This is a genomic window from Colwellia sp. E2M01 (assembly GCF_018860585.1).
Taxonomy (GTDB): Bacteria; Pseudomonadota; Gammaproteobacteria; order Enterobacterales; family Alteromonadaceae; genus Colwellia.
Genome location: NZ_JAHKPR010000022.1, coordinates 1 through 26356, shown reverse-complemented (window position 1 = coordinate 26356; position 26356 = coordinate 1). Strand labels below are relative to the sequence as shown.

24 protein-coding genes are annotated in these 26356 nt (G+C 36.6%); 19 read left to right on the top strand and 5 right to left on the bottom strand.

Annotated features, from left to right (window positions below; translation table 11 throughout):
• Positions 1–174: 174 nt before the first annotated feature.
• The 19 genes from rpsB to KO502_RS04180 all read left to right on the top strand — a co-directional run bounded on the left by rpsB (position 175) and on the right by KO502_RS04180 (position 23172).
• The gene (gene rpsB / locus KO502_RS04270) at positions 175–903 is read left to right on the top strand and encodes a 30S ribosomal protein S2 (protein WP_216021328.1); all 729 of its coding nucleotides are present in this window, start codon (positions 175–177) and stop codon (positions 901–903) included.
• A gap of 134 nt (positions 904–1037) precedes the next feature.
• Positions 1038–1886, top strand: coding sequence for a translation elongation factor Ts (gene tsf / locus KO502_RS04265; protein WP_216021327.1), 849 nt, complete (start codon positions 1038–1040; stop codon positions 1884–1886).
• Positions 1887–2361: 475 nt separating this feature from the next.
• Complete coding sequence (gene pyrH / locus KO502_RS04260; protein WP_216021326.1) at positions 2362–3090, top strand: UMP kinase; 729 nt, start codon at positions 2362–2364, stop codon at positions 3088–3090.
• A gap of 101 nt (positions 3091–3191) precedes the next feature.
• Entirely contained in the window at positions 3192–3749 is a 558-nt protein-coding gene (gene frr, locus KO502_RS04255) for a ribosome recycling factor (RefSeq protein ID WP_216021325.1), read from the top strand.
• Between the two features lie 149 nt (positions 3750–3898).
• Complete coding sequence (uppS, locus tag KO502_RS04250; protein WP_216021324.1) at positions 3899–4663, top strand: polyprenyl diphosphate synthase; 765 nt, start codon at positions 3899–3901, stop codon at positions 4661–4663.
• Positions 4664–4850: 187 nt separating this feature from the next.
• On the top strand, positions 4851–5714 hold the full coding sequence (locus KO502_RS04245; protein WP_216021323.1) for a phosphatidate cytidylyltransferase: 864 nt from the start codon (positions 4851–4853) through the stop codon (positions 5712–5714).
• A 48-nt stretch (positions 5715–5762) separates the two neighbouring features.
• Positions 5763–6992 carry a 1-deoxy-D-xylulose-5-phosphate reductoisomerase gene (ispC, locus tag KO502_RS04240; RefSeq protein ID WP_216021322.1) on the top strand — a complete coding sequence of 410 codons (1230 nt, stop codon included), beginning with the start codon at positions 5763–5765 and terminating at the stop codon, positions 6990–6992.
• A gap of 8 nt (positions 6993–7000) precedes the next feature.
• Complete coding sequence (gene rseP, locus KO502_RS04235; protein ID WP_216021321.1) at positions 7001–8359, top strand: sigma E protease regulator RseP; 1359 nt, start codon at positions 7001–7003, stop codon at positions 8357–8359.
• Positions 8360–8584: 225 nt separating this feature from the next.
• A complete protein-coding gene (gene bamA / locus KO502_RS04230) occupies positions 8585–11062 on the top strand; it encodes an outer membrane protein assembly factor BamA (protein ID WP_216021320.1) in 2478 nt (825 codons plus the stop codon).
• 156 nt (positions 11063–11218) lie between these two features.
• Positions 11219–11737 (top strand): OmpH family outer membrane protein, encoded by a 519-nt coding sequence (locus tag KO502_RS04225; RefSeq protein ID WP_216021319.1) that lies wholly within the window; start codon positions 11219–11221, stop codon positions 11735–11737.
• A 58-nt stretch (positions 11738–11795) separates the two neighbouring features.
• On the top strand, positions 11796–12845 hold the full coding sequence (gene lpxD / locus KO502_RS04220) for a UDP-3-O-(3-hydroxymyristoyl)glucosamine N-acyltransferase (protein ID WP_216021318.1): 1050 nt from the start codon (positions 11796–11798) through the stop codon (positions 12843–12845).
• Positions 12846–13043: 198 nt separating this feature from the next.
• The gene (fabZ, locus tag KO502_RS04215; RefSeq protein ID WP_216021317.1) at positions 13044–13496 is read left to right on the top strand and encodes a 3-hydroxyacyl-ACP dehydratase FabZ; all 453 of its coding nucleotides are present in this window, start codon (positions 13044–13046) and stop codon (positions 13494–13496) included.
• Positions 13497–13585: 89 nt separating this feature from the next.
• Positions 13586–14356 carry an acyl-ACP--UDP-N-acetylglucosamine O-acyltransferase gene (gene lpxA / locus KO502_RS04210; RefSeq protein ID WP_216021316.1) on the top strand — a complete coding sequence of 257 codons (771 nt, stop codon included), beginning with the start codon at positions 13586–13588 and terminating at the stop codon, positions 14354–14356.
• A 142-nt stretch (positions 14357–14498) separates the two neighbouring features.
• Complete coding sequence (gene lpxB / locus KO502_RS04205) at positions 14499–15650, top strand: lipid-A-disaccharide synthase (RefSeq protein WP_216021438.1); 1152 nt, start codon at positions 14499–14501, stop codon at positions 15648–15650.
• 87 nt (positions 15651–15737) lie between these two features.
• Positions 15738–16403 carry a ribonuclease HII gene (gene rnhB / locus KO502_RS04200; protein WP_216021315.1) on the top strand — a complete coding sequence of 222 codons (666 nt, stop codon included), beginning with the start codon at positions 15738–15740 and terminating at the stop codon, positions 16401–16403.
• On the top strand, positions 16396–19959 hold the full coding sequence (gene dnaE / locus KO502_RS04195; protein ID WP_252730504.1) for a DNA polymerase III subunit alpha: 3564 nt from the start codon (positions 16396–16398) through the stop codon (positions 19957–19959). The genes rnhB and dnaE overlap by 8 nt, the downstream gene beginning before the upstream one ends.
• A gap of 92 nt (positions 19960–20051) precedes the next feature.
• Positions 20052–21008, top strand: coding sequence for an acetyl-CoA carboxylase carboxyl transferase subunit alpha (gene accA / locus KO502_RS04190; RefSeq protein ID WP_216021314.1), 957 nt, complete (start codon positions 20052–20054; stop codon positions 21006–21008).
• Positions 21009–21145: 137 nt separating this feature from the next.
• Positions 21146–22537, top strand: coding sequence for a tRNA lysidine(34) synthetase TilS (gene tilS, locus KO502_RS04185; protein WP_216021313.1), 1392 nt, complete (start codon positions 21146–21148; stop codon positions 22535–22537).
• Between the two features lie 65 nt (positions 22538–22602).
• Complete coding sequence (locus tag KO502_RS04180; RefSeq protein ID WP_216021312.1) at positions 22603–23172, top strand: alkylphosphonate utilization protein; 570 nt, start codon at positions 22603–22605, stop codon at positions 23170–23172.
• Between the two features lie 268 nt (positions 23173–23440).
• Here the strand turns inward: KO502_RS04180 and fur are convergent, their stop codons facing one another.
• The 5 genes from fur to KO502_RS04155 all read right to left on the bottom strand — a co-directional run bounded on the left by fur (position 23441) and on the right by KO502_RS04155 (position 26247).
• On the bottom strand, positions 23441–23884 hold the full coding sequence (gene fur, locus KO502_RS04175; RefSeq protein ID WP_216021311.1) for a ferric iron uptake transcriptional regulator: 444 nt from the start codon (positions 23882–23884) through the stop codon (positions 23441–23443).
• A gap of 278 nt (positions 23885–24162) precedes the next feature.
• Complete coding sequence (gene fldA / locus KO502_RS04170; RefSeq protein WP_216021310.1) at positions 24163–24687, bottom strand: flavodoxin FldA; 525 nt, start codon at positions 24685–24687, stop codon at positions 24163–24165.
• Between the two features lie 37 nt (positions 24688–24724).
• Positions 24725–25006 carry a LexA regulated protein gene (ybfE, locus tag KO502_RS04165; RefSeq protein ID WP_216021309.1) on the bottom strand — a complete coding sequence of 94 codons (282 nt, stop codon included), beginning with the start codon at positions 25004–25006 and terminating at the stop codon, positions 24725–24727.
• Positions 25007–25009: 3 nt separating this feature from the next.
• Positions 25010–25231: a DUF2788 domain-containing protein gene (locus KO502_RS04160; RefSeq protein ID WP_216021308.1), complete on the bottom strand. Its 222-nt coding sequence runs from the start codon at positions 25229–25231 to the stop codon at positions 25010–25012.
• A 224-nt stretch (positions 25232–25455) separates the two neighbouring features.
• Positions 25456–26247 carry an alpha/beta fold hydrolase gene (locus KO502_RS04155; protein ID WP_216021307.1) on the bottom strand — a complete coding sequence of 264 codons (792 nt, stop codon included), beginning with the start codon at positions 26245–26247 and terminating at the stop codon, positions 25456–25458.
• Positions 26248–26356: the final 109 nt, after the last annotated feature.

Genomic DNA, 26356 nt, shown 5'->3' with positions numbered 1-26356 from the left:
TCGATAATCTGAGTAAAATACCTATAAGGTTTTTGCTTAGCTATCATTATTATAAACTCACATACATCTATTAAAGGTATACCGGGGTGCTCAGCTTTTTGACAATCTTGTCTAAGCAAAAGAGTCGTGTATATTGGGTGTATGAACGCTTAACCCCTATTAAAGGAAAGAAAAATGTCAAACGTTTCAATGCGCGATATGCTTAAAGCAGGTGTTCACTTCGGTCACAAAACTCGTTACTGGAATCCAAAAATGAAGCAATTCATCTTTGGTGCACGTGATAAAGTTCATATCATCAACCTTGAACAAACAGTTCCTATGTTCAATGAAGCACTTGGTTTTGTAAACAATGTTTCATCGAAAAAAGGTAAAGTATTATTTGTTGGTACTAAACGTGCTGCAAGTGATGCAATCAAAGATGCTGCTATTAAGTCTGACCAATTCTACGTTAATCACCGCTGGTTAGGTGGTATGTTGACTAACTGGAAAACAGTTCGTCAATCAATCAAACGTCTTAAAGACTTAGAAGTTCAAAGCACTGACGGTACTTTCGAAGCACTAACTAAGAAAGAAGCGTTAATGCGTACTCGTGAAATGGAAAAGCTTGATAAAAGCTTAGGTGGTATTAAAAACATGGGTGGTTTACCTGACGTTTTATTTATCATTGATGCCGATCACGAGCACATTGCTATTAAAGAAGCAAACAACCTTGGTATCCCAGTAATTTCTGTTGTGGATACTAACTCAAATCCTGACGGTGTTGATTACATCGTACCAGGTAACGATGATGCAATCCGTGCAGTGACTTTATACTGTGACGCTGTTGCAAACTCAGTGATCAGTGGTCGCGAGCAAAACATCGTAGTACAAGCTGAAAAAGACGGTTTTGTTGAAACTGAATAATTTCAGTTATAACACGTTTATTTTCTAGCGCCACAAAACGTTAGTTTTGTGGCTATCTAATTTACTCGTTATTGCCAATAGTTATTTAGAAATATTTGAACATTGGGGATAACTGAAAATCGAGGAATTAACTCATGGCAATTACTGCTGCAATGGTTAAAGAATTACGTGAACGCACAGCTGCGGGCATGATGGATTGTAAAAAAGCGTTACAAGAAGCTGACGGTGATATGGAACTTGCGATTGAGAACATGCGTAAGTCTGGTCAAGCTAAGGCAGCTAAAAAAGCAGGTAACATTGCTGCTGAAGGTGCTATCTTAATTAAATCTGTTGAAGGTGTAGCTGCATTAGTTGAAGTTAACTGTCAAACAGATTTCGTAGCAAAAGATGCTAACTTCTTAGCATTTGCTAACGAAGTTGCTGAAACTGCTGCTGCTTCAAAAGTTAGCATCGAAGAGTTACAAGCACAATTCGAAGAAAAGCGTATTGCTCTTGTTACAAAAATTGGTGAAAACATTAACGTACGTCGTGTTCAATACATCGGCGGTACAGCGTTAGCATCATACAGCCACGGTGCTACTATCGGTGTTGTTGTAGCTGGTGAAGGCGATACTGAAGCACTTAAGCACATCGCTATGCACGTTGCTGCAAGCAAGCCAGAATTCTTAACTCCTGATGACGTTCCTGCTGATGTTGTTGCCAATGAAAAACGTATTCAAATCGAAATGGCGATGAACGAAGGCAAGCCTGAAGAAATTGCTGAGAAAATGGTTAGCGGCCGCATGAAGAAATTTACTGGTGAAGTTTCTTTAACTGGTCAAGCTTTTATCATGGAGCCTAAGAAGACTGTTGGCGAAATCTTGAAAGAAAAAGGTATCACTGTATCTAACTTCATTCGTTTAGAAGTTGGTGAAGGTATCGAGAAAAAAGTTGAAGATTTTGCTGCTGAAGTTGAAGCGCAACTTGCTGCTGCTAAAGGTTAATTAGTTTATTTAGCGTACTCTTAAAGAGAAATACGTTAAATAACTGAAATCTTACAAACGTCTACCTCGGTAGGCGTTTTTTTATACCTAAAATTTATAAGATCAAGTTCGGTAAATTATTGATCACTTGTACGGGTTAAAATAACTAAACTTTACTTTTAATCACAAGCGATTTAACGTTATCTATTTTATACCAATCTGATTNNTGGGAAAGAACTTAATCAAATTGGTATTAATTGCATAATGGTAAACACAATCTTATCGAAATATGTATAATGTTTTTATAAAAATTACCTTTTTGTTTAAAGTTCAAGCAATTGAATTCATAAATATAGAAAAATAATAGAATTAAATGGAGTTTTTGAACTTTAGACTATCGTGTATGAGCTAAACGTATTAAAATAGCCGCGGTCTTTTTGACCTAGGCAATATTTATGCCTAAATATTATTACTTTAACCGCGACAGGAATTTCCTATGACAACCAATTCAAAACCTGCTTATCGACGCATTTTATTAAAACTTAGTGGTGAAGCACTAATGGGTGATGAGGGTTTTGGTATCGATCCAAAAGTATTAGACCGTATGGCTCAAGAAATAAAAGAACTCGTTGAAATGGGGATTCAAGTCGGTTTAGTTATCGGTGGAGGTAACTTATTTCGCGGTGCAGGTTTAGCCGAAGCAGGCATGAACCGTGTTGTTGGCGATCAAATGGGAATGCTTGCAACAGTAATGAATGGTTTAGCAATGCGTGATGCGCTTCATCGTGCCTTGGTTAATACACGTTTAATGTCGGCAATTGATCTTGCTGGTGTTTGTGATCGTTATAATTGGGCTAATGCGATTAGTTTATTAAAATCAGGTCGTGTTGTTATTTTTTCTGCAGGCACAGGTAACCCATTTTTTACAACCGATTCTGCTGCGTGTTTACGCGGTATAGAAATTGAAGCCGATGCCGTATTTAAAGCAACAAAAGTTGATGGTATCTATTCTGAAGATCCAGTTAAAAACCCTAATGCTGAGCTTTATAGTGAATTAAGCTATGATGAAGTATTAGAAAAAGAATTAAAAGTAATGGACTTAGCAGCCTTTACTTTAGCGCGCGATCACAATATGCCAATTCGTGTATTTAACATGAATAAACCGGGCGCACTTAAATCAGTGATCATGGGCAGTAATGAAGGTACAGTAATAACAAAAAAATAACGTGTAAAATTTAAGCTGTAGCTTAAGTTGCCACTTAAATGGATAATCAGATAAAGTAACTTCTGAACAGTATAACAGTATAAGATTTAGGAAAAATTAACGTGATAGATGAAATAATTGAAGACGCAGAAGAGCGTATGGGTAAAAGTATTGAGTCATTAAAAACTAGCTTGACCAAAATCAGAACAGGTCGTGCTCATGCTTCATTACTTGATAACATTGTAGTTGAATATTACGGTATGGATACACCATTAAATCAAGTGGGTAATATCTCTGTACCTGATGCACGTAACCTTTCTATTACCGTTTTTGATAAAGGTATGATTGGTGCTGTTGAAAAAGCAATTTTAAAATCTGATTTAGGTTTAAATCCACAATCTAATGGTACATTAATTCGTATTCCATTACCTCCATTAACAGAAGAGCGTCGTAAAGACCTTGTTAAAGTTGTACGTGGTGAAGCTGAAGGCGGAAAAGTTGCTATACGTAATATTCGTCGTGATGCTAATTCTGACTTTAAAAGCTTATTAAAAGATAAAGAAATTAGCGAAGATGAGCATCATCAAGCAGAAGATGCAATCCAAAAAATTACTGATGTTTATGTGAAACAAGTTGACGAAGTGCTTATCAAAAAAGAAGCTGAGTTAATGGAAATATAAGCATATGCTTTAACAATACGCCATGTGGTTACTTTGTAGCTACAGGCGTTTTTTGTTAGAGCCTTGTACTAATAACTAAACAGTAATAACTAAACAGTAATTATTAAGCAGTAATAACTAAACAGTAATAATCAAGTGGGTATAGTTAAGTGAGCAACAGTGACGTTATAGCTGCACCAGCTGAAGATAAAAATATCCCTCAACATGTTGCTATCATCATGGATGGTAATGGTCGTTGGGCACAGCTGAAAGGTAAAGGACGAGTTGCCGGTCATAAAGCGGGTGTTGATTCTGTTAGGGCTGTTGTAGCAAGTGCGCGAAAATCAAATATCAAAGCATTGACCCTTTTTGCTTTTAGTAGTGAAAACTGGAAGCGACCAGAACAAGAAGTTAGTGTACTGATGGATCTCTTTATGTTTGTGTTAACTAAAGAAGTTAAGCGTCTACATAAACACAATATTCGTTTTCAAGTTATCGGTGATTTAAGTCGTTTTTCAGAAAAACTGCAAAAAAACATTGTTAAATCAGAGCAGCTTACTGCAGGAAATACGGGATTGTTTTTATCGGTTGCCGCCAACTATGGTGGTAGATGGGATATCGTCAATGCAGCAAAAAATCTTGTTAAAGGTGTTTCGCAAGGAATAATGTCAATTGAAGATATTACCGAAGAATCACTTAATCAAGAAACCTGTTTAGCCGAACTTCCTGCATTAGATTTACTTATTCGTACTGGCGGTGATTGCCGTATTAGTAACTTTCTTTTATGGCAAGCGGCTTATGCAGAGCTGTATTTTACCGATACCTTATGGCCAGATTTTAACGAAGAGCAATTTACAAAAGCAATTGACTGCTTTGATCAAAGAGAACGTCGTTTTGGTAAAACTGGCGAACAAGCTAGAAATGAAACAACTTAAGTATTACCGTAATTTTTATACTAAAATATTTAGTCGCTACTATTAGCAACAAACAGTTAAGTAACTTTAGTTAACAACATAGAATTAATAAATATAACCAACTTACTTATTAATAAAAATAAGCTGAGAAAATACTCAGCGCTTGCCTGACTAGCGTATAGTCTATTACTAATAAAAAGGGTAGCCCTTGTTAAAACAACGAATTATAACGGCTTTAATATTAGCACCATCTGTAATCGCAGCAATTTTTTACTTTCCAATTAACTCTTTTGCAACTCTTTTGATGGCTATTATTGCTGTCGGTGCTTGGGAATGGGCTCGTTTTATGGGCTTAAATAATACTTCGCAACGTCTAGTTTATGTTGCTACTACCTGTACTTTAACGGCGCTTTTATGGGCTTTTTTACCTATCGCCAACACTTGGTTGATTGCTTTCGGTGTAACTAATGAAATTACTTCAGTCTTGTGGGTAAGTGTCGGTTGGTGGCTTTTAGCTGCCTTGCTAATGTTCTCATTTCCTAAATCAAGCGCCTTTTGGGCGAATAATAAACTTATTATTGCCATTTTTGGCTGGTTAACTTTAATTCCAACTTGGGTAGCCTTTATGGTACTACGAACCAACAATTATACTTTGGATGAATTTCAAGGTGCGCAACTATTAATGTATTTGTTTATGTTAGTGTGGAGTGCAGATGTTGGGGCTTATTTTGTGGGTAAGTCTTTTGGTAAGCATAAATTAATGGCTAATGTTAGCCCAGGAAAAACTATTGAAGGCTTTTTAGGTGGTGTTGTGAGTGCTGCAATATTAACGGTATTGGTTGGCTTTTTACTACAATGGACCGGTGAAGAGTTTATTAAAGCATTGTTAGTTACACTACTTATTACTTCAATCTCTGTGTTGGGTGATCTCACTGAAAGTATGTTTAAACGCCAAGCAGGGATAAAAGATAGCGGTAGAATATTACCAGGTCATGGTGGTGTTTTAGACAGAATTGATAGCCTAACGGCAACAGCACCAGTTTTTGCACTTTGTTACTTATTACTTGCGTAATAATATTTTATAACATTAGTATCTTGATTAGTTTAATGGGGCAATAACGTGTCTAAACGCCAACTTTGTATTTTAGGTTCAACAGGCTCTATTGGTTGTAATACGCTCGATGTCGTAAGACTTCATCCTGATAAATTTCAGGTTTTAAGTTTATCTGCCCATGCTAGTGTTGATGTGCTCTTTGAGCAATGTGTTGAGTTTAAGCCACAGCAAGTGGTTATGGTTTCTGTCAAGCACGCCGCCTTACTTTTGAACAAACTTAACAATGCTAATATAACTAATATTAATGTTTTATCTGGTGAGCAAGCATTAATAGATATTGCTGAATGTTCAAGTACCGATACCGTTATGGCTGCTATTGTTGGCGCTGCAGGTTTAATGCCAACACTTGCTGCTGTTAATGCAGGTAAGCGAGTCTTACTTGCCAATAAAGAAGCATTAGTTACCTCAGGTGCTATATTTATGCGCGCTGTAAAAGCCTCAGGCGCAGAGCTTTTACCAATCGATAGTGAGCACAACGCCATATTTCAATGTCTCCCTGTTAATCAACAAACTAAAGTTGGCGAATGTAACTTACTTGATAACGGTATTAGTAAAATCTTATTAACCGGTTCTGGTGGCCCTTTTAGAAATACCCCGATTGAAACATTATCTTCTGTTACCCCAGATCAAGCTTGTAATCACCCTAATTGGAATATGGGGCGAAAAATATCTGTCGATTCAGCAACCATGATGAACAAAGGGCTTGAGTTTATTGAAGCCAAATGGCTATTTAATGTTGATGCGAAAGACATTAAAGTGGTTTTACATCCACAAAGTACTATTCACTCTATGGTGCAGTATAAAGACGGCTCTGTCATTGCACAAATGGGTAACCCAGATATGCGTACACCTATTGCTCACGCCTTAAGCTTTCCAGAGCGTATTGAGTCAGGTGTTGCTCCGCTCGACTTTTTTAATACTCAAGCTTTTGAATTTCAAGACGTAAATTTTTCTCGATTCCCTAATCTAAAACTGGCTATTGAAGCTTGTAAACAAGGTCAAGCGGCTTGTACTGCATTAAATGCAGCTAATGAAGTTGCTGTTGCTGCTTTTTTAGACGAAAAAATAAAGTTTACCGATATATTTAAAATAAATGAAACTTCTGTGAAAAAATTTGTCTCACAAGAGGTAGAAAATATTAATGACGCTATCGTACTTGATAAACAAGTGCGCATATATGCACAAACATTATTAGCAGACTTTACTGTCGCTTTTAATGATGCAGTGGCAGAGTAAAATATAAGATGATTGACTTTTTATGGAATTTAGCCTCGTTTGTCGTAGCGCTTGGCATTTTAGTTACAGTACATGAGTACGGTCATTTTTGGGTTGCTAGAAAAAGTGGCGTTAAAGTTGAGCGTTTTTCTGTTGGTTTTGGTAAAGCTATTTTTAAACGAACAGGTAAAGATGGTACTGAATATGTTTTGGCGTTAATTCCTTTAGGTGGTTATGTCAAAATGTTGGATGAACGTGTAGATGACGTTCTTCCTGAAGATAAGAATAAAACTTTTAATAGTAAAAGTTTGTACCAACGCATTGCTATTGTTGCAGCAGGGCCTATCGCAAATTTCGTATTTGCATTGTTTGCATTATATTTAATGTTTTTGATAGGGGTTCCGAGTGTAAAGCCTGTCATTGGCAATGTTGCTGAAAGCTCTATAGCCAGTAAAGCAGGGTTAACGAGTAATGCCGAAATAGTCAGTATAAATGGTAATAAAACACGTGACTGGCAAGAAGTGAACTTTGCTCTAATAGGCGAAATTGGCAATAAAGAAATTGAAATTAAAAGTAAGCAGGGTGATGGATTTTATATCGCTACTTCAGTATTAGACACCAAAGATTGGCGTTTTTCACCGGATAAAGTTTCGGCATTAACAAGTTTAGGTATTACTCCATACCGACCTAATGTACATAATGAACTGGCGACTGTTGCTGATGAAAGCCCTGCAAAGTTAGCAGGCTTACAAGTTGGCGATGTACTTGTTGGTGTTAATGGTAAGTCACTTGATACTTGGGTTGAATTTTCCCAAGAAATAAAGCTATACCCAGCACAAGAAGTGTTAGTTACCATTAATCGTGGCGGTAATATAATGTCGTTACCGCTTACTCCAAAAAGTATTGAGCAAAATGGTAAAACAATTGGCTATATTGGTGTAGCGCCTAAAGCCGATGCTTGGCCTGAGTCACAACGTATCGAATTAAGTTATGGGCCTATTGATGCTTTAACAGAAAGTGCAAAACGAACTTGGAACCTAACGAGTTTAACATTTGGTATGATTGGTAAATTAATTACTGGTGATGTTTCGGTTAAAAATTTAAGCGGGCCTATTGGTATTGCTCAGGGTGCAGGTAGTAGTGCAGAGCACGGATTTGTTTATTTTCTAGGCTTTTTAGCCTTAATAAGTATTAATTTAGGAATAATTAACCTTTTACCACTACCAGTACTTGATGGCGGACACTTACTCTATTATCTTATAGAGCTTTTTACAGGTAAAGAAGTACCCGAAAAAGTACAAGAGAGTGGTTTTAAGTTTGGCGCACTAGCATTGTTAACGTTAATGGCTATTGGTTTATTTAACGATTTTGGTAGAGTACTCGGTTGAGAACACAAGAAACATAGCGCTTTAATTATAAAGTTATAATGAATATTAAATAATACAAATCGCGTAAGTAAAGAAAGCCTTAAATATAAAATAGCAGGATGATGCAGTTCTCCTGTATAAAAGATAAATAGTACATTAATATGTCGTTCGAATGTTAGACTAATCTAGATGTCTTCAATGTGTCGCTAACAGTTTTATAAAAAGAAGTAACGAAGTTTATAATTTATGATCATGAAAAATATTGCCTTCTCCCTATTGTTAGGGATATTAGGAACAACAGCGCAAATGGCTCAAGCAGCACAATCAGTGCAAACGAGCGAACAAAGCTTCAAAGTAGAAGATATTGAAGTTAAAGGCCTGCAACGTGTTGCATTAGGTGCTGTATTAACACATATCCCATTTAATGTTGGCGACAATGTTAATGACTTTCGTATTTCTCGCTCTATTAAAGCATTATATAAATCCGGTCATTTTAATGGTATTAGAGTTTACCGCGATGGTGATCGTTTAGTTTACCGTGTACGAGAACGTGAAACGATTAGTGAAGTATTATTTGACGGTAACAAAGATCTTAAAGATGAACAGTTAATTGAAAGTCTTGATAATAGTAATATTCGTGTAGGTGAAACACTTGACCGTACCATTATTTCAAGTATTGAAATGGGCTTGGAAAATTTTTATCACAGTGTAGGTAAATATAACGCTAAAGTTACTGCAGAAATAACACATCTACCTCGAAATCGAGTTAACATTGAATTTAAGTTCGTTGAAGGTGACTCTGCGGCTATTAAACAAATAAATATCGTAGGTAACGATATTTTTACCGATTCAGAATTATTAGATAAGATTGAACTAACATATGACTCACCTTGGTGGGATTTTATGGCAGCTGATAGATATCAAAAACAAACGCTTGAAGGCGATATGGAAACTATTAATAGTCATTATTTAAATCGTGGTTATTTACGTTTTAAGGTTGACTCAACTCAAGTATCAATGACACCGGATAAAGAGTCAGTATATATCGCATTAAATGTTACCGAAGGTGATACTTACGAAATTAGTGAGGTTGATTTTATTGGTGAAATGGCGGGGTTTGAAAATACCATTCGCGCTATTAATCCACTACGCCCTAATCAACTATATAACGGTGCAGAAGTCACTTACACCGAAGAAGTGATAAGTAAATTCTTAGGTCGATATGGATACGCCTATCCAAAGGTTACAACGATTCCTGATATCGACGATGAAAATAAAACCGTTAAACTATCAATCTCTATCGACCCAGGTAAGCGCGTATACGTTAATCGCATTAATATTGTGGGTAACCATGTTAGTGAAGATGAAGTATATCGTCGTGAGATGCGACAAATGGAAGGCGCTTGGTTATCGAACTCTGTTGTTGAGTCTTCAAAATCTTGGTTAATGCGTTTACCTTACCTTGAGTCAGTTGAGTTTGAAACAAAGCAAATTGAAGGTGAAGATGACTTAGTAAATGTTGATTTTACCGTAAAAGAGCAATCTTCAGGACAGTTTACCGCGGGTGTAGGCTATGGTTCGCAAACTAAATTAAGCATAAATGCAGGTATACAACAAAATAACTTTCTAGGCACAGGTAATCAATTAGGTTTTAGTGTTGCTAAAAACTATTACCAAAAAAGTGCAACAATTTCTTATACAGACCCATACTTTACTGTTGATGCGGTATCATTAGGTGGTCAAATATATTTTAAAGATTATGATGCGGGTAACGCTAACTTAGTTGAATATAATAATAAAACCTTTGGTGTAGGGCTTAACTGGGGTTTTCCTATTAATGAATACTTACGTTTAAATTTTGGTGTTGGTTGGAAATATAACCAAATCGGACAACTACGTCCGTACGAACAAATTCAGCAGTTTTATGATATATATGTAGATCCTAATAATCCTGATGGTGCTTTAACATTTAAAACAGTTGATTTAAGTGTGGGTCTTTCACGCAGTACGTTAAACCGAGGTACTTTTCCTTCTGCAGGCTCTTCACAGCGTCTTGATCTAAAAGCAACAACACCTAAGTCAGATTTACAATATTTCAAGGTTAATTATAATGCGAAATTCTATTTCCCGTTAACTCGTAACCAAAAGTGGACTTTATTAACCCGTCTACAATTAGGCTATGCTAATGGTTATGGGGATGTTGATGGTAATGATCAGTTATTACCTTTTTGGGAAAACTTTAGTGCAGGTGGTGCTGATACCTTACGTGGTTTTGAAAATAACACCATTGGCCCAAGAGCTATTTATTCAACACCGCAAACTATTCCAGGAGGTTGTTGTTTAGGCCCTCAATATGACTCGTTAAGTGTATCATTTAGCTCTGTTGGTGGTAATGCTATAGCGTTAGCTGGTATTGAGTTAATAGTACCAACACCATTTTTAGATGAAAGTTTTTCAAATAGCCTTAGAACCAGTATATTTTGGGATGCTGGTAACGTTTGGGATACAGAATTTAATCTCGATAATTATGAAGATTTAGCACCCTCTGAATCTAGCAAGTTACAGAATTATTCAGATGCGTTACGTTTTCGTAGCTCTGCAGGTGTATCTCTTCAGTGGTTATCGCCTATGGGGCCAATGATCTTTAGTTTTGCTAGATCAATTAGAGAAGAGCCGGGTGATGACTTATCATTCTTTAGCTTTAATATTGGTCAAACATTTTAGATTAGGTATTGATTTATATATTTTTAGACGTATATTCATAAAAGAGCGTTTATATGCGGTAGTAATTCAAGCTTGTTATTTTTGAAACATCTATCTAAATAGTTGTCAAAAGCGAGCAACATATAATTAAAGAACATTAAATTTAGGGGAAAAGTGTTGAAAAAAGTTATTAAAACTATGGTTATGGGTGTAGCAGCTACGGGTGCCTTATTAGCGAGTTCAGCTATGGCGGCAGATCAAAAAATTGGTGTAGTAGATTTTCAAGCAGTAATGCAAAAGATACCGCAAACAGCAGCATTAATGCAAAGCTTAGAAAATGAATTTAAAGATGAAAAGGCAACGATTACTCAACTTGAGAAAGATATTAAGTACTACACAGAAAAATTACAACGTGATGGCTCTTTGATGAGTGAAACAGAAAAAGCAGAACTAGAAAAAACAGTTCAATCTTTATATCAAGATTACCAAGTAAAAGGTAAAGCATTACAACAAAAAGCGACTGAACGCCAGAACCAAGAGACTAACAAAATAATTGCTTTAGTACGTCAAACTGTAGATGGCATTGCAGTTAAAGGTGATTACGATTTAGTACTAGCCCAGCAAGGTGTAGTTTACTCTAAGCCAAGCGCTAGTATTACTGACCTTGTTATTGAACAAGTAAGTAAAATTAAATAGAAGTCTATTTAATAGCTAATATCAAGCAGTAACTGCCCTAAACGGATGTAGAGATAAAATGACATTTACACTAGCTGAAATAGCGAGAAAAATAGATGCTGAACTGATCGTACCTTCACATCTTGATGCCTCTGTGGAGCAATCTTGTCAGATAAGTAGTTTAGCTACTTTAGCAAAAGCATCACTAGGGCAGGTCGCTTTTTTAGCGAATAGTAAATATCAGCAACAGCTAAGCTCAACGCAAGCGAGTGCTGTTATTGTGGCTCCAGATATGGCAGAGTTTTGCCCTGTTAATGCACTGGTTATGAATAACCCCTACATGGGGTATGCCCTGCTTGCTAACTTATTGGATAATACGCCTAAAGTCGCTTGTGGTATTCACCCAACAGCGGTTATCGCAGATGATGTTATTATCGGTGAAAATGTTAGTGTAGGTGCAAATACTGTTATTGAATCAGGTGTACAACTTAGTAATAACGTTAGTATCGGCGCCGGTTGTTTTATTGGACAACAAGTTATTATTGGCGAATTTACAACCCTTTGGTCAAATATTACTATTTATCACCGTGTAGAAATTGGCCATCACTGTTTGATCCAAGCTAACACGGTTATTGGCTCAGATGGCTTTGGTTACGCACCTGTTAAAGGCCAGTATAAATGGCATAAAATACCACAGCTTGGTAGTGTTATTGTTGGCAACCATGTTGAAATTGGTGCTAGTACTACCATTGACCGCGGAGCTCTTGATAATACAGAAATTCGCGATGGTGTGATTTTAGATAATCAAATCCAAATAGCACACAACGTTATTGTTGGTGAAAATACCGCCATAGCTGGCTGCAGTGTTATTGCTGGTAGTACCGTAATTGGTAAAAATTGTACTATTGCTGGCTTAGTTGGTATTAATGGGCATATTAATATTGCCGATAATTGTATATTTACGGGTATGGCGATGGTGACAAAAGACATCAGAGAAGCAGGCGTATACTCTTCAGGCGTGCCAGTCGTGCCGAATAAAGAATGGAACAAAACTAATGCCCGCGTTAAACGCTTAGAAAGCTTAACAAAACGTGTACAAGCGTTAGAAAAATTACATACTAATGACTAGCTATTAATTCAGTCAATGCGTAAAATACCGAAAATTCTTTGATAATCACTTTTGACTTTCTTTTATCTAGTTAATTTTAATAAATAAATTAACTAGATAAAGCAATATCCAAAAGTTAACTCGGACATAAACATAGCCTTAGTTAGTCTATTTATTAAGAAAGTAGTAACTAAGGACTAGCCAATAAGGAATATTCATTTGGAAACTGTTAAAAAACCAATAGATCTCAATGAGATAAAAACACTAATACCACATAGATATCCTATGTTATTGGTTGATAAAGTTGTAGATCATGAACCAAACAAATCTTTACATGCCATTAAAAATGTTACTATTAATGAGCCTATCTTTAATGGTCACTTTCCTGAATTAGCTATTTTTCCAGGTGTGCTTATTCTAGAAGCGTTAGCACAAGCTACGGGTATTCTAGGCTTTAAAAGTACCAATGGCCGTGAAGAAAATGAAATGTACCTTTTTGCATCTATCGATAATGCTAGATTTAAAAAGCCAGTAGTTCCTGGTGATACTATGCACCTACATGTAGAGTTTATTAAGGAGCGCCGCGGTATGTGGAAGTTTTATGGTGAAGCAAAAGTTGATGGCCAAGTAGTATGTAGTGCTGATCTTATGTGTGCCCGTAGAGCATTATAGTTTTTGATTATAATTTTATTTGCTTATATCTATCTTTAATAACCATACTCTATTTATTACAATTTTTTACCTATTAGAAGATTTTACTTATGATTCATCCTCAAGCTATTATTGAACCCGGTGCTGTTATTGGCGAAAATGTTTCAATAGGTCCTTGGACTTATATTGCCAGTAACGTTGTTATTGGTGATGACTGTGATATTAAGTCACATGTGGTTATTAATGGTCCAACACGCATTGGGAAAGGTAATAAAATATTCCAATTCGCAAGTATAGGCGAAGATTGCCAAGACTTAAAATATGCAGGTGAACTCACCGAATTAGTTATTGGTGATAACAATACTTTTAGAGAGTCTTGTACTGTTCATCGCGGTACAACTCAAGACAACAGCCTTACTCAAATTGGTAGTAACAATCTCTTTATGGCTTATACTCATGTCGCACACGATTGTATCGTTGGTGATAATTGTATTTTTGCAAATAATGCATCAATCGCTGGACATGTCCATGTAGGCGATCACGCTATTATCGGTGGCATGGTAGGAGTACATCAATTTTGTCATATTGGTTCACATAGTTTTATTGCGGGTAATGCTTTGATTCTTAAAGATGTACCAGCCTATGTTATGGCTTCAGGCCAGCCAGCAAAGCCTTTTGGTTTAAATAGTGAAGGCTTAAAACGTCGAGGTTTTGATAAAAATACTATTTTAAATATTAAGCGCGCATACAAAGCTGTGTACCGCCAAGGACTTTCTGTTGAAGAAGCATTACAAGTTATTGATGAAATGCCTGAGCAATCTCCAGAGTTACAGCTGTTTTGCACATCAATCAAAGAATCTAACCGCGGTATCATTCGTTAACTAAACGTCTTTAGTCCAATTCAGCACGTTAAGTTTCCGACTGTATTTGCCGGTTAGATTTCCGTTAAGACAGACAATAAAACTCTTTTATTGTCTTTACCATTAACCCTAAGTATCTATATCGCTTATGACTGCTCATATAATCCCTGTCTCTAATCAAACTGTTTTTGCTATTGTTGTCGGAGAACACTCCGGTGATACACTTGGCGCAGGCCTTATTACGTCATTACGTAAGACTCACCCTGATGCAACATTTATAGGCATTGGTGGCCCTAAAATGGAAGCCTTAGGGTTTGAAAGTCTTTTTGCCATGGACGAATTATCGGTTATGGGCTTAGTTGAAGTACTTGGCCGTATTAAACGCTTACTCTTTGTTCGTAAAACCTTAGTTGAGTATTTCACTGAAAATAAACCTGATGTATTTATTGGTATTGATGCTCCCGACTTTAATATTGGTCTTGAATTAAAGTTAAAGAATAAAGGTGTTAAAACCGTACATTATGTAAGCCCCTCGGTTTGGGCATGGCGTGAAAAACGTATTTTTAAAATAGAAAAAGCGACCAATATGGTCTTAGCATTATTACCTTTTGAAAAAGCCTTTTACGATAAACATAATGTTCCTTGTACTTTTGTTGGCCATCCTCTTGCAGATGACATTCCTATGGAAAGTGATAAAACATTGGCAAGAAACACGTTAGGTTTACCACACGACAAAAAAATTCTGGCGCTTATGCCAGGTAGTCGTGGTGGCGAGTTATCACGACTCCTGCAAGACTTTTTTGAAAGCGCCAACCAATTACAAGCACAAGATAGTGACTTAGTGTTTGTTGCGCCTATGATAAGCGAAAAAAGGGTAGAGCAGTTTAATGCGTTAAAAGCTGAACTAGCACCAGATCTAGCCGTGCAAGTTATCCTTAATCAAACACAAGCGGTGATGACCGCTAGTGATTGTTTATTAATGGCGTCGGGTACTGTAACTTTAGAAGCTGCGTTAATTAAACGCCCTATGGTTATTTGTTATAAATTTAGTCCAGTTACCTTTTTTCTTGGTCGTCGCTTTATTAAATTAAAGTGGTTTTCACTACCCAACTTACTGACCAATAAAACTTTAGTACCTGAATTATTACAAACAGAAGTTTGTCCTGATAACATTGTTCCTTTGGTAAAAGAGCGTTTATACCAAGATCAAAGTCAGCTGAACGACAGTTTTATCGCGATACATAAACAATTAAAGTGTGATGCGAGTAAACAGGCGGCTAAAGCAGTGCTTGATGTGTTAGCAATAAAAGACTAACTCTAAGTACTTATTTTTAGCCGACAAAAAATGGTTAACGAATAAAATAGACACTATATAAGTATCAATAAACGGCGAATTAATACTATGGCAGCTGAGCAACACTTTCCTGATTTTGAATACCCAATAGCTTACTGTATTGCTGGTGTTGATGAAGTAGGGCGCGGCCCCTTAGTTGGCGATGTTGTTACCGCCGCAGTTATTTTAGATCCCGATAATCCAATTGAGGGTTTGATGGACTCGAAAAAATTATCAGAAAAAAAACGTGCCTTACTGTCCGCTGAAATCAAAGAAAAAGCTACAGCGTGGTCAATTGGTAGAGCAAACCCACAAGAAATTGATACCTTAAATATATTACACGCAACTATGCTTGCAATGCAGCGCGCTGTTGAAGGTTTATCTGTTGAGCCTGATTTTGTTCTTGTTGATGGTAATAGATGTCCTACTTTTTTAGCGCAGGGTATTAGTAGTCATACTCATCACGAAGAAAATAGTAACAAAATCCCTAGTCAAGCAGTTGTTAAAGGTGACGCACGCGTAGCCGAAATAAGCGCTGCTTCAATTATTGCCAAAGTAGCTCGTGACGATGAAATGATAGCCCTTGATAAACTGTATCCTGAATATGGTTTTGCTAAACACAAAGGTTACCCAACAAAACTCCATCTAGAAAAGATTATTGAACATGGTGTACTAGATTGCTATCGACAAAGCTTCAAACCAGTAGCGCGTGTATTAGGTACATTACATGAGTGAGAATATGCTTGAAGAAGTTACAACGGAAGAAGAAACTTTCGTAGCACCAAAATTTATCCATTTACGTGTACACAGTGATTTTTCAATGTGTGATGGATTAAATAAAGTTAAACCTATCATTGCAAAAGCGTCTGAACTAAAGATGCCGGCACTTGCACTTACCGATCAAACAAACTTATGTGGTTTAGTTAAATATTATCACGCAGCTCATGGCGCAGGTATTAAACCTATTATTGGTTGTGACTTTTGGGTAAAAAGTGAAGAGTTAGGTAATGAACTCTCGCGCATTGTGGTATTAACAATCGATAATGTCGGTTATAAAAATATCACCGAGCTTATCTCAAAAGCTTATTTGCGTGGTCACATACAAAATAAAGCCGTTATTGATAAAGCATGGTTAGTTGAGTTTAAAGAAGGCTTGATTATACTTTCGGGTGGTCGAGAAGGTGATATTGGTAAAGCCTTATTAAAAGGCAATACTGATCTTGTTAACGAGATGGTTAACTTTTATAAACAGCACTTTGACCGTTGTTTCTTTTTAGAATTAATTCGAACCGGTCGTCCCGAAGAAGAAGATTACATTCATTTAGCAGTCGAGCTTGCCGAAAAACATGAATTACCTGTGGTCGCTACCAATGAAGTAATGTTTTTATCTCCTGATGATTTTGACGCACATGAAATTCGTGTGGCAATACACGATGGTTACACTCTTGATGATAAACGTCGTCCAAAACGTTATAGCGCCGAACAATACTTACGTTCTGAAGAAGAAATGTGTGAGCTTTTCAGTGATATTCCTGAAGCTCTAGCAAACAGTGTTGAAATAGCTAAACGGTGTAATGTTACGGTAACCCTAGGCGAATATGTACTACCTGACTTTCCTACCGAAGGTTTGGAAATTAATGACTACTTTATTAAAGTATCAGAAAAAGGCTTAGAAAAACGCCTTGATCAACTCTTTGATCGCAATGCGGATAATTTTGCCGAAATTAGAGCGCCGTACGATGAGCGTTTACGTGTTGAGTTAGAAGTTGTTAATAATATGGGATTTCCAGGTTACTTCTTGATCGTAATGGAATTTATCCAATGGAGTAAGGATAATAATATTCCCGTAGGTCCAGGGCGTGGCTCAGGTGCTGGCTCACTCGTTGCTTATGCGCTTGATATTACCGATCTTGATCCTCTTGAATACGACTTACTTTTCGAGCGCTTCTTAAACCCTGAACGTGTTTCCATGCCTGATTTCGATATCGATTTTTGTATGGACAGACGTGATGAAGTAATTGATCACGTAGCTGAATTATATGGTCGTGATGCGGTATCGCAAATCATAACCTTTGGTACTATGGCGGCAAAAGCGGTAATTCGTGATGTGGGTCGAGTACTTGGGCACCCGTACGGCTTTGTTGACAGAATTTCAAAACTGATACCACCAACACCGGGTATGACACTCGCTAAAGCCTTTGAAGAAGAGCCTAAATTACCTGAAGTTTACGCACAAGACAGTGACGTAAAAGATCTTATTGATATGTGTCGTATCCTCGAAGGTACTACACGAAATGCCGGTAAACATGCTGGTGGGGTTGTTATTTCACCAACCACCATCACTGATTTTGCACCACTTTATTGTGATGACGAAGGCAAAAACCCAGTAACCCAATTTGATAAAAACGATGTTGAAGATGCGGGACTTGTTAAATTCGATTTCTTAGGACTTCGTACATTAACCATTTTACAATGGGCGATTGAAATAGCCGATGAAAAGTTGCTTAAGGCAGGTAAAGAGCCGATTGACATTACCAAAATCGACCTAGAAGATCCTGCTAGTTTTAAAGTGTTACTCGCTTCTCAAACTACCGCGGTATTCCAGTTAGAATCTAGCGGTATGAAGTCGTTAATTGATAAATTAAAGCCCGATTGCTTTGAAGATATTATCGCACTGGTAGCATTATTTAGACCGGGACCTTTGCAATCAGGCATGGTTGATAACTTTATTGAGCGTAAGCATGGTCGAGAGGCTATTAGTTACCCCGATGAAACATGGCAACATATTGACTTAAAACCTGTGCTTGAACCGACCTACGGCATTATTTTATATCAAGAGCAAGTAATGCAAATTGCCCAGGTGCTCGCAGGATATTCCCTTGGTGGCGCCGATATGCTTCGTCGTGCTATGGGTAAGAAAAAGCCTGAAGAAATGGCAAAGCAACGTGCTGGTTTTGAGCAGGGTGCAAAAGATCGTGGTGTTGATGGTGAGCTTGCCATCAAAATTTTCGATTTAGTAGAAAAATTTGCCGGTTACGGGTTTAACAAATCTCACTCTGCCGCGTATGCCTTAGTATCTTATCAAACGCTATGGATGAAAACCCATTTCCCAGCACCATTTATGGCGGCCGTTATGTCTGCGGACATGGATAACACCGAAAAAATTGTTACACTCGTTGATGAGTGTGGCAACATGGAAATCGACTTATTACCACCCGATGTTAATGCTGGCCAGTATAAATTTACCGTCAATGATGACAACCAAATAGTTTATGGTATAGGTGCGGTAAAAGGCGTTGGTGAAGGCCCTATTGAAGCGATTATTGCTGCTAGGCAATCTGGCGGTCCATTTACCGACTTATTTGATTTTTGTGCGCGTTTAGACCTTAAAAAGACCAATAAACGGGTACTAGAAAAATTAGTAAAATCTGGCGCTATGGATGCTTTAGGGCCTCACTTTGAAAAAGGTATTGCCAAAAATCAAGGCATCAACAGAGCCGCACTTTTTGAAACATTACCTGAAGCAATAAAAGCCGCAGAGCAACATGCCAAGGCTGAATCTTTAGGACAAAACGATCTTTTTGGCCTCATTAATGATGAACAAACTGATTCTCGACAAAGCTTTAAAGAAGCTAAACCTTGGGCGGAAGAAGTTTGGCTTGATGGCGAAAAAGAAACATTAGGGCTTTATTTAACGGGTCATCCGATTAACCGTTATTTAACCGAAATAAAAAAATATTCATCTAATCGCCTTGTTAGCATGCAACCAACAGGCAGAGATAAACAAGCGGTAGCTGTTGGGTTAGTAATTGGTGTTCGCGTACTCGTCAATAAGCGTGGGCGTCGTTGGGCATTAGTAACCCTAGATGATAAAAGCGCACGTATGGATATTAGGCTATTTCCTGATGATTACGATCGTTTTGCAGAGCTACTTGTAACCGACGCCATTTTGGTTTGTAGCGGACAAGTGAGTTTTGATGATTATTCTGGTGGTAATACGATGACCGCTCGGGATATAATGACGGTTACAGACGCGCGAGAAAATTATCTTAGCTCTATCGATATTCAAGTTGATAGTGGCTTGATTACAGATAACTTTATAGATCAATTTACGCAGGTTTTAACACCTTTTAAAGAAGGTACCTGTCCGGTAAGAGTTTTTTACCAGCGCGAAGAAGCTCAAGCTATGCTTGAGTTAGGTGTACAATGGCGGGTTACACCTGCTGATACGCTACTTTACGAATTAAAAACATTGCTTGGCGAAGAACGTGTCGCCATGGAATTTAAATAAGCACAAATTAGCTTAAATACTACAGTCTGATTAAACTAATTTGTGAAAAACTAATTTAAAAAATTAACTAGATTTATTAGGTAAAAATAAACATGTCATTAAACTTTTTAGACTTCGAACAGCCTATTGCTGAACTTGATGCAAAAATAGAAGAGCTTCAGTTAGTTAATAACGGACAAGAACTTGATCTTGATATTGAAGAACAAATCAGCCAGTTACGTGAAAAAAATAAAGAGCAAACTAAGAAAATATTTGCCAATTTAGATCCTTGGCAAACCGCTCGTGTAGCACGTCACCCACAACGTCCTTACACATTAGATTATTTACCGCGTATTTTTACTGAATTTGATGAATTAGCAGGTGATCGTGCTTATGCTGACGATAGCGCAATTGTTGGTGGTACTGCGCGTTTAGATGGTAAACCGGTAATGGTTATTGGTCATCAAAAAGGTCGTTCAACAGCAGAAAAAGTTAAACGTAACTTTGGTATGCCTCGCCCTGAAGGTTACCGTAAAGCGCTACGCTTAATGGAAATGGCTGAACGCTTTAACATGCCAATTATTACTTTTATCGACACTCCTGGTGCTTACCCAGGTATTGGTGCTGAAGAGCGTGGTCAAAGTGAAGCTATTGCCCGTAACTTAAAAGTTATGGCACGCTTAACTGTTCCAATTGTTTGTACTGTTATTGGTGAAGGTGGCTCTGGTGGCGCTTTAGCAATAGGTGTGGGTGACAGAGTTAACATGTTGCAATATGCAACTTACTCGGTAATATCTCCTGAAGGTTGTGCTTCTATTTTATGGAAAACAGCTGAAAAAGCGTCAACAGCAGCAGCAGCTATGGGCATTACCGCACAGCGTATTAAAGAGCTTGATTTAATTAATGGCATTGTTGAAGAGCCGTTAGGTGGCGCACACCGTGATATGGACGTTATGGCCGCTTTCCTTAAGCAAGCCATCAAAAAAGACTTAAGTGAATTAGAAAGCTTAGATAAAGAAGAGCTTATCGAAAAGCGTTACGATAGATTAATGTCTTTCGGTTACTGTTAAGTGATTTTGACTAAGACGTTAGTTGTACATTAATCGAAATGTTAATTAAGATGTCTTAGTCATTTTAATATCGGAAAATATACTGTCGATAGTCTCTTTTTATAACCATTTATAATGAAGAGGTATCGGCATTTTTTATGGATAAATTTACCTCATCCCTACTACATAGTACCCTCAAACCAATTTTTCATACACATGGAAATATTGCGCTTATTATTGCCTACAGTGGCGGTGTCGACTCACAAGTACTTTTACATTCTCTTGTTCAATTAAAACAGCAAAAACTGATTAAAAACGATATTACCGTTTGCCATGTTAATCATGGTTTAAGTGATAATGCTAAGGCTTGGGAAACATTTGCTATTCAAGTGTGTGCAAAGTACAACGTAAAATTAATCGTAAAGTCGGTTAATATTAAAAACCAAGCACAGCAATCATTAGAAGCATTAGCAAGAGACGCTCGTTATAATGCGCTCAAATCCCTTAGTGATAAACCAAGCATAATTCTAACAGGGCATCATAGTGACGATCAAAGTGAAACCTTTTTATTGGCGTTGAAACGTGGCGCAGGCTTAAAAGGTTTATCAGCAATGTCAGCTCAATCAGAACTTGGCCAACACCTATTGGTTAGACCGCTGCTTAATGTTTCTCGTCAACAAATTGAAAATTATGCTAAAAAAAATAAGCTCAGTTGGGTTGAGGATGAATCTAATACAGATACAAAGTTTGATCGTAACTTTATCAGGCAAGAGATTATGCCGCTTTTACGCGCACGTTGGTCAAGTATAAATAACACTATCAACAGAAGTGCCGAGCATTGTTTAGCAGGGCAAGAGTTATTAGATGAGCTTGCAGCACAAGATTTAACTATTTGTAAAGCCAGTGAAAACAGTTTACATATCCAGCCATTACAAGCTTTATCATCGGCACGCTTTAATAATTTAATACGTTATTTTATGGCACAACACCCTAATTATGATTGTTTAATGCCAAGTACAGAGCAAATAGCTCAAGTTAGAGAGCAAATGCAAGCTGCAAGTGATAAAACCCCTGAAATTAAAGTGGGTGAACACTTTTTTAGACGCTTTAAAGAAGCGTTGCATTTAACACCAAGCTTCAATGATGTGTCAACTTGGAAAGCGGATATACCGTTGCTTGCCAATATTACAGAAAGAAAATTATATAAATTAACGTTACCTGATAATTTAAGTCCGCTTGTTTTTAGTTTGACAGGAGAGGGAAGTAGTAAAAGTGAAGAGGGTTTCTTACCCAATATTTTATTACCTAACCCAGAGCAAAAAGTGAGTATTTGTTTTAGTCATAATAACCCTAAATGCCAACCACACTTTAGACAACATTCGCGTAACGTAAAAAAAGTACTGCAGGAGTTAGCTATTGCGCCTTGGCAGCGTAAGCGTATCGCTTTTTTATATTACGATGATCAATTAGTTGCTGCATTAGGGCACTTTGTGTGTAAACCTTTCATTGCCAATAATGCCCAACTTTCTATTAATATAAGACAAAATTAAGCAAGAGGCGTATAATCTCGCCATTCTTTTATAGCTTAATATAGTAACCTTTTTTGGAAAGAAACATGGCAACAGAAAAAGCATTGAAAACCCGTAGTAATAATCGTTGTGAACTTTGTACGAGTAGTGAACATTTATCAGTATACCCAGTCCCACCAACAAGTGACTTAAGCGCCCAACAATCAATTTATGTCTGCCAACACTGTTTATCGCAAATTGAAGGCGAAATAGAAATGGATTTAAACCACTGGCGTTGTTTAAATGACAGTATGTGGAATCAAGAGCCTGCAGTTCAAGTTATGTCTTACCGATTATTGCATAAGCTTTCTAGCGAAAGCTGGGCACAAGATGCGTTAGATATGATTTATTTAGAAGATGAAGTTAAAACATGGGCTGAGCAGGGGATAGCTGCAGAGCGTCGAGAAGGACCAACGCGTGATAGTAACGGAGCCGAATTACAAGACGGCGATAATGTGACTTTAATTAAAGATTTAAAAGTTAAGGGCGCTAACTTTACTGCTAAGCAAGGCACCATGGTCCGTGGTATTAGTTTAACCGATAACCCAGAGCATATTGAAGGTAAAGTAAATGGTACGCGTATTGTATTAGTTGCTGCTTACTTGAAGAAACAGTAATTATCTAAACTAGTTATATAAATAAATACCTTGTATTTAATGATTTTATCTCCGTCTAAAATAGAACACTTAATTAATGAAATAGGTATTATAAATCGAATAATACTATGTAAACCGTTCAAAAGATTAGCTAAGTCTAGTGCTAGTTTGAAAATTTTTTAAGCGTAAATAGAAGACATAAAAAAACGCTGTGATAGTTATATCACAGCGTTTTTTATTGGTGTTAATATTTAACTTGTGTAAAAGTCTTAACGACTATTTAATAATATTATTGATTAGATTTTCTGTACTCTTCACAAGCAACTTCATCTTCACATTCACCGTAAAGGTATAAACTATGTGCTGTTAGTTTTATTTTATGAGCAACCGCAATATCTTTTTGTCTTTGCTCAATAACCTCGTCTTCAAACTCAACAACCTTACCGCACTTTAAACAGACTAAATGATCATGGTGTGCTTTATGTGCTAATTCAAATACAGATTTCCCACCTTCAAAATGATGACGGGTAACAATACCAGCATCATCAAATTGGTTTAATACACGGTATACAGTCGCTAAACCAATTTCTTCATGCTGCTCTAATAATATTTTATAAACATCTTCGGCACTGATGTGTTGATTTTGTGGCTGTTGAAGAATACTGAGGATTTTAATTCTAGGAAGCGTGATCTTTAATCCCGCTCTTTTTAGTTCTTCGTTTTGTTCAGCCATATTAAGTCTCTATGTAGTTAATTAATTCAATGCAAAATTATAGGAGGTTATTGTTGAAGTGAAAAGCTTTAGTTTGATTCTTTGGCAAAATTACCAGGTTTGACACGAAAATTTAATATTCAATAGATAAAAAAGCCCAATAAATGGACTTTTTTATTTTTAAAAAAGTTACTTGAAAAATTAACATTTATAAATTTTGATAATAACTTGTTTTTATTAAATTTTAATTATTAATGAGTGTCGCTAAAACTTAATGTTTATTGGTTATTACTTAGTAATTATACAAGTTCAGCTAAGCACATCTCATCATTTAACTGCGCAATCCATTGATCAACACGCGCTTCAGTTAATTCGCTTTGTCTGTCTTCATCAATACATAATCCAATAAAAGTATTTTCATCAACAAGTGCTTTAGAGGCTTCAAATTCGTAACCGTCAGTTGACCAGTTACCAACAACAATAGCGCCTTTACTTTCAACGATGTCACGTAATGGCTCCATAGCATCACAAAAGTATTCAGCATAATCTTCTTGGTCGCCCAAGCCATAAATAGCAACTAACTTATCAGTAAAATCTATTTCTTCTAAGTCAGGTAAAAAATCATCCCAATCACATTGGTTTTCACCGTAATACCAAGTAGGAATACCTAAAATAAGTAAATCGAATTCTGCGATTTCTTCTTTAGTGCTTTTAGCGATGTCTTTAACATCAACCATTTGCTTACCTAGTTTCTTTTGGATCATTTTACCAATTGCTTCAGTGTTACCTGTATCACTGCCGAAGAATAAACCTACGATTGCCATGAAATATTACCTTATTTGTCTTTTTTAAAAGAATAAATTATTTACTTTTTGTCGCTAATGAAGAAATTAAAAGCGACTCTATCAATTCACTACGGCTCACATTTTGAGCGTTAGCTAATTGCTCTAGTTGTTCGAATAAACTGTGATGGACTTTAAACTCTACGCGTTTTAAACCTTTATTTTTATCACGTTTAACTTGATTTCGTTTGTTGATTTTTATTTGTACGCTACGCGAGTTAGGGTTCGTTTTTGGACGACCTGGGCGTTTTTCATCGTTAAATAAATCAATGGTTGTAAAATCTGCTATTTCTTTGGCCATCAGTTATCCAACACCCTGACTTTCCCAGATAAACTGAATAATGCCTTTTGCAATAAACCCTGCGCAGCCCAAGAATAAAACAAAGTAAACCACTAATTTTCCCATTTTAGGAATATCATTTTTATTCATTACATCATGAATAGAAAGGCCAATAAAACCAAAGATAAAAAGAAAAAATAAATTAAGACCAATTGTCTCAATAAGTTCTAAATGTTCTGCTAACATAATGATTAATTATTCTTAGTAAGCTTCTTTACACAAGGCCGCAAAAACATGAGGCCAAAAAATTGGCGACATTATAGCATATCATTGAAACCATACCATTAGCATTTTCAGCTAAAAAGTAATTACTCATGATTAAAATTAATAATGTCACTTTAATAGATAATTTTAGATCTTAATTAAGAATTTTATTTCCGAAGATTTATTTTTCACTTGCGGACTATCACTTAGGGTGTCTTTATAAAATCAGTCACAATTTTATTAAACGCGATAGTTTTTTCTGCATGTAGCCAATGGCCAGCACCCTGAATTATCTTTGCTTTGCTATTAGGCAAAAGTGCTGAGATTGTATTTTTGTGTTCTGGTAATATGTAATCCGAAGCACCACCTTTAATAAATAAAGTTTCGCCTGAGTAAGGTGTTTTATTGCTAGGTAATTTATTACCTTCCATTATTTGCGGGTAGCATAAACTAATATCAGCAAGGCTACATTTAAAAGCAAACTTACCTTGTTCATTTAAGGCTAAATTACGTAATAAAAATTGTCTAACACCAATATTATCAACATAAGGTGCTAATTGTTCATCGGCGTCTTTACGCTTACTCACTTTTGATAAATCAATTGATTGTAAACCTTCGATAATTTTTAGGTGATGTGCGGGGTAGTTAACGGGTGCAATATCAGCAACAATAAGTTTAGTAATACGATCGGGGTACTCTAGGGCGATTTGAATAGCAATTTTTCCACCCATTGAATGACCTAATAAAATACAAGTCTCTATTTTTAAGTGATCTAATAGATTTATTACATCTTGTGCTAATTCAGGGTATTCCATAGATTTTTCATGAAATGAGTCGCCATGGTTTCTTACATCAACACTGGTCACACAATATTGCTCAGACAATGGCTTAGCTACCATATTTAAATTTTCTAAAGTGCCAAATAAGCCATGAATGAGTACTATATTCTCACTGCTGCCTATTTGTTTGTAATTGAGTAATTTCGCTGTTTCTATCATTAAATTGTTATGCTATCTGTGTAGTTATGGTTAACATTGTCCTGTTTTTAACTGCTATTTGCAATTTATACCCTACAAACTAGTTAATTGATTTATACCAATCTGATTA

Excerpts from the sequence above, each read along its gene's own strand:
- rpsB (WP_216021328.1), top strand. The coding sequence starts at position 175 with ATGTCAAACGTTTCAATGCGCGATATGCTTAAAGCAGGTGTTCACTTC.
- tsf (WP_216021327.1), top strand. The coding sequence starts at position 1,038 with ATGGCAATTACTGCTGCAATGGTTAAAGAATTACGTGAACGCACAGCT.
- pyrH (WP_216021326.1), top strand. The coding sequence starts at position 2,362 with ATGACAACCAATTCAAAACCTGCTTATCGACGCATTTTATTAAAACTT.
- rseP (WP_216021321.1), top strand. The coding sequence starts at position 7,001 with ATGATTGACTTTTTATGGAATTTAGCCTCGTTTGTCGTAGCGCTTGGC.
- bamA (WP_216021320.1), top strand. The coding sequence starts at position 8,585 with ATGATCATGAAAAATATTGCCTTCTCCCTATTGTTAGGGATATTAGGA.
- lpxD (WP_216021318.1), top strand. The coding sequence starts at position 11,796 with ATGACATTTACACTAGCTGAAATAGCGAGAAAAATAGATGCTGAACTG.
- lpxA (WP_216021316.1), top strand. The coding sequence starts at position 13,586 with ATGATTCATCCTCAAGCTATTATTGAACCCGGTGCTGTTATTGGCGAA.
- rnhB (WP_216021315.1), top strand. The coding sequence starts at position 15,738 with ATGGCAGCTGAGCAACACTTTCCTGATTTTGAATACCCAATAGCTTAC.
- dnaE (WP_252730504.1), top strand. The coding sequence starts at position 16,396 with ATGAGTGAGAATATGCTTGAAGAAGTTACAACGGAAGAAGAAACTTTC.
- accA (WP_216021314.1), top strand. The coding sequence starts at position 20,052 with ATGTCATTAAACTTTTTAGACTTCGAACAGCCTATTGCTGAACTTGAT.
- tilS (WP_216021313.1), top strand. The coding sequence starts at position 21,146 with ATGGATAAATTTACCTCATCCCTACTACATAGTACCCTCAAACCAATT.
- KO502_RS04180 (WP_216021312.1), top strand. The coding sequence starts at position 22,603 with ATGGCAACAGAAAAAGCATTGAAAACCCGTAGTAATAATCGTTGTGAA.
- fur (WP_216021311.1), bottom strand. The coding sequence starts at position 23,884 with ATGGCTGAACAAAACGAAGAACTAAAAAGAGCGGGATTAAAGATCACG.
- fldA (WP_216021310.1), bottom strand. The coding sequence starts at position 24,687 with ATGGCAATCGTAGGTTTATTCTTCGGCAGTGATACAGGTAACACTGAA.
- ybfE (WP_216021309.1), bottom strand. The coding sequence starts at position 25,006 with ATGGCCAAAGAAATAGCAGATTTTACAACCATTGATTTATTTAACGAT.
- KO502_RS04160 (WP_216021308.1), bottom strand. The coding sequence starts at position 25,231 with ATGTTAGCAGAACATTTAGAACTTATTGAGACAATTGGTCTTAATTTA.
- KO502_RS04155 (WP_216021307.1), bottom strand. The coding sequence starts at position 26,247 with ATGATAGAAACAGCGAAATTACTCAATTACAAACAAATAGGCAGCAGT.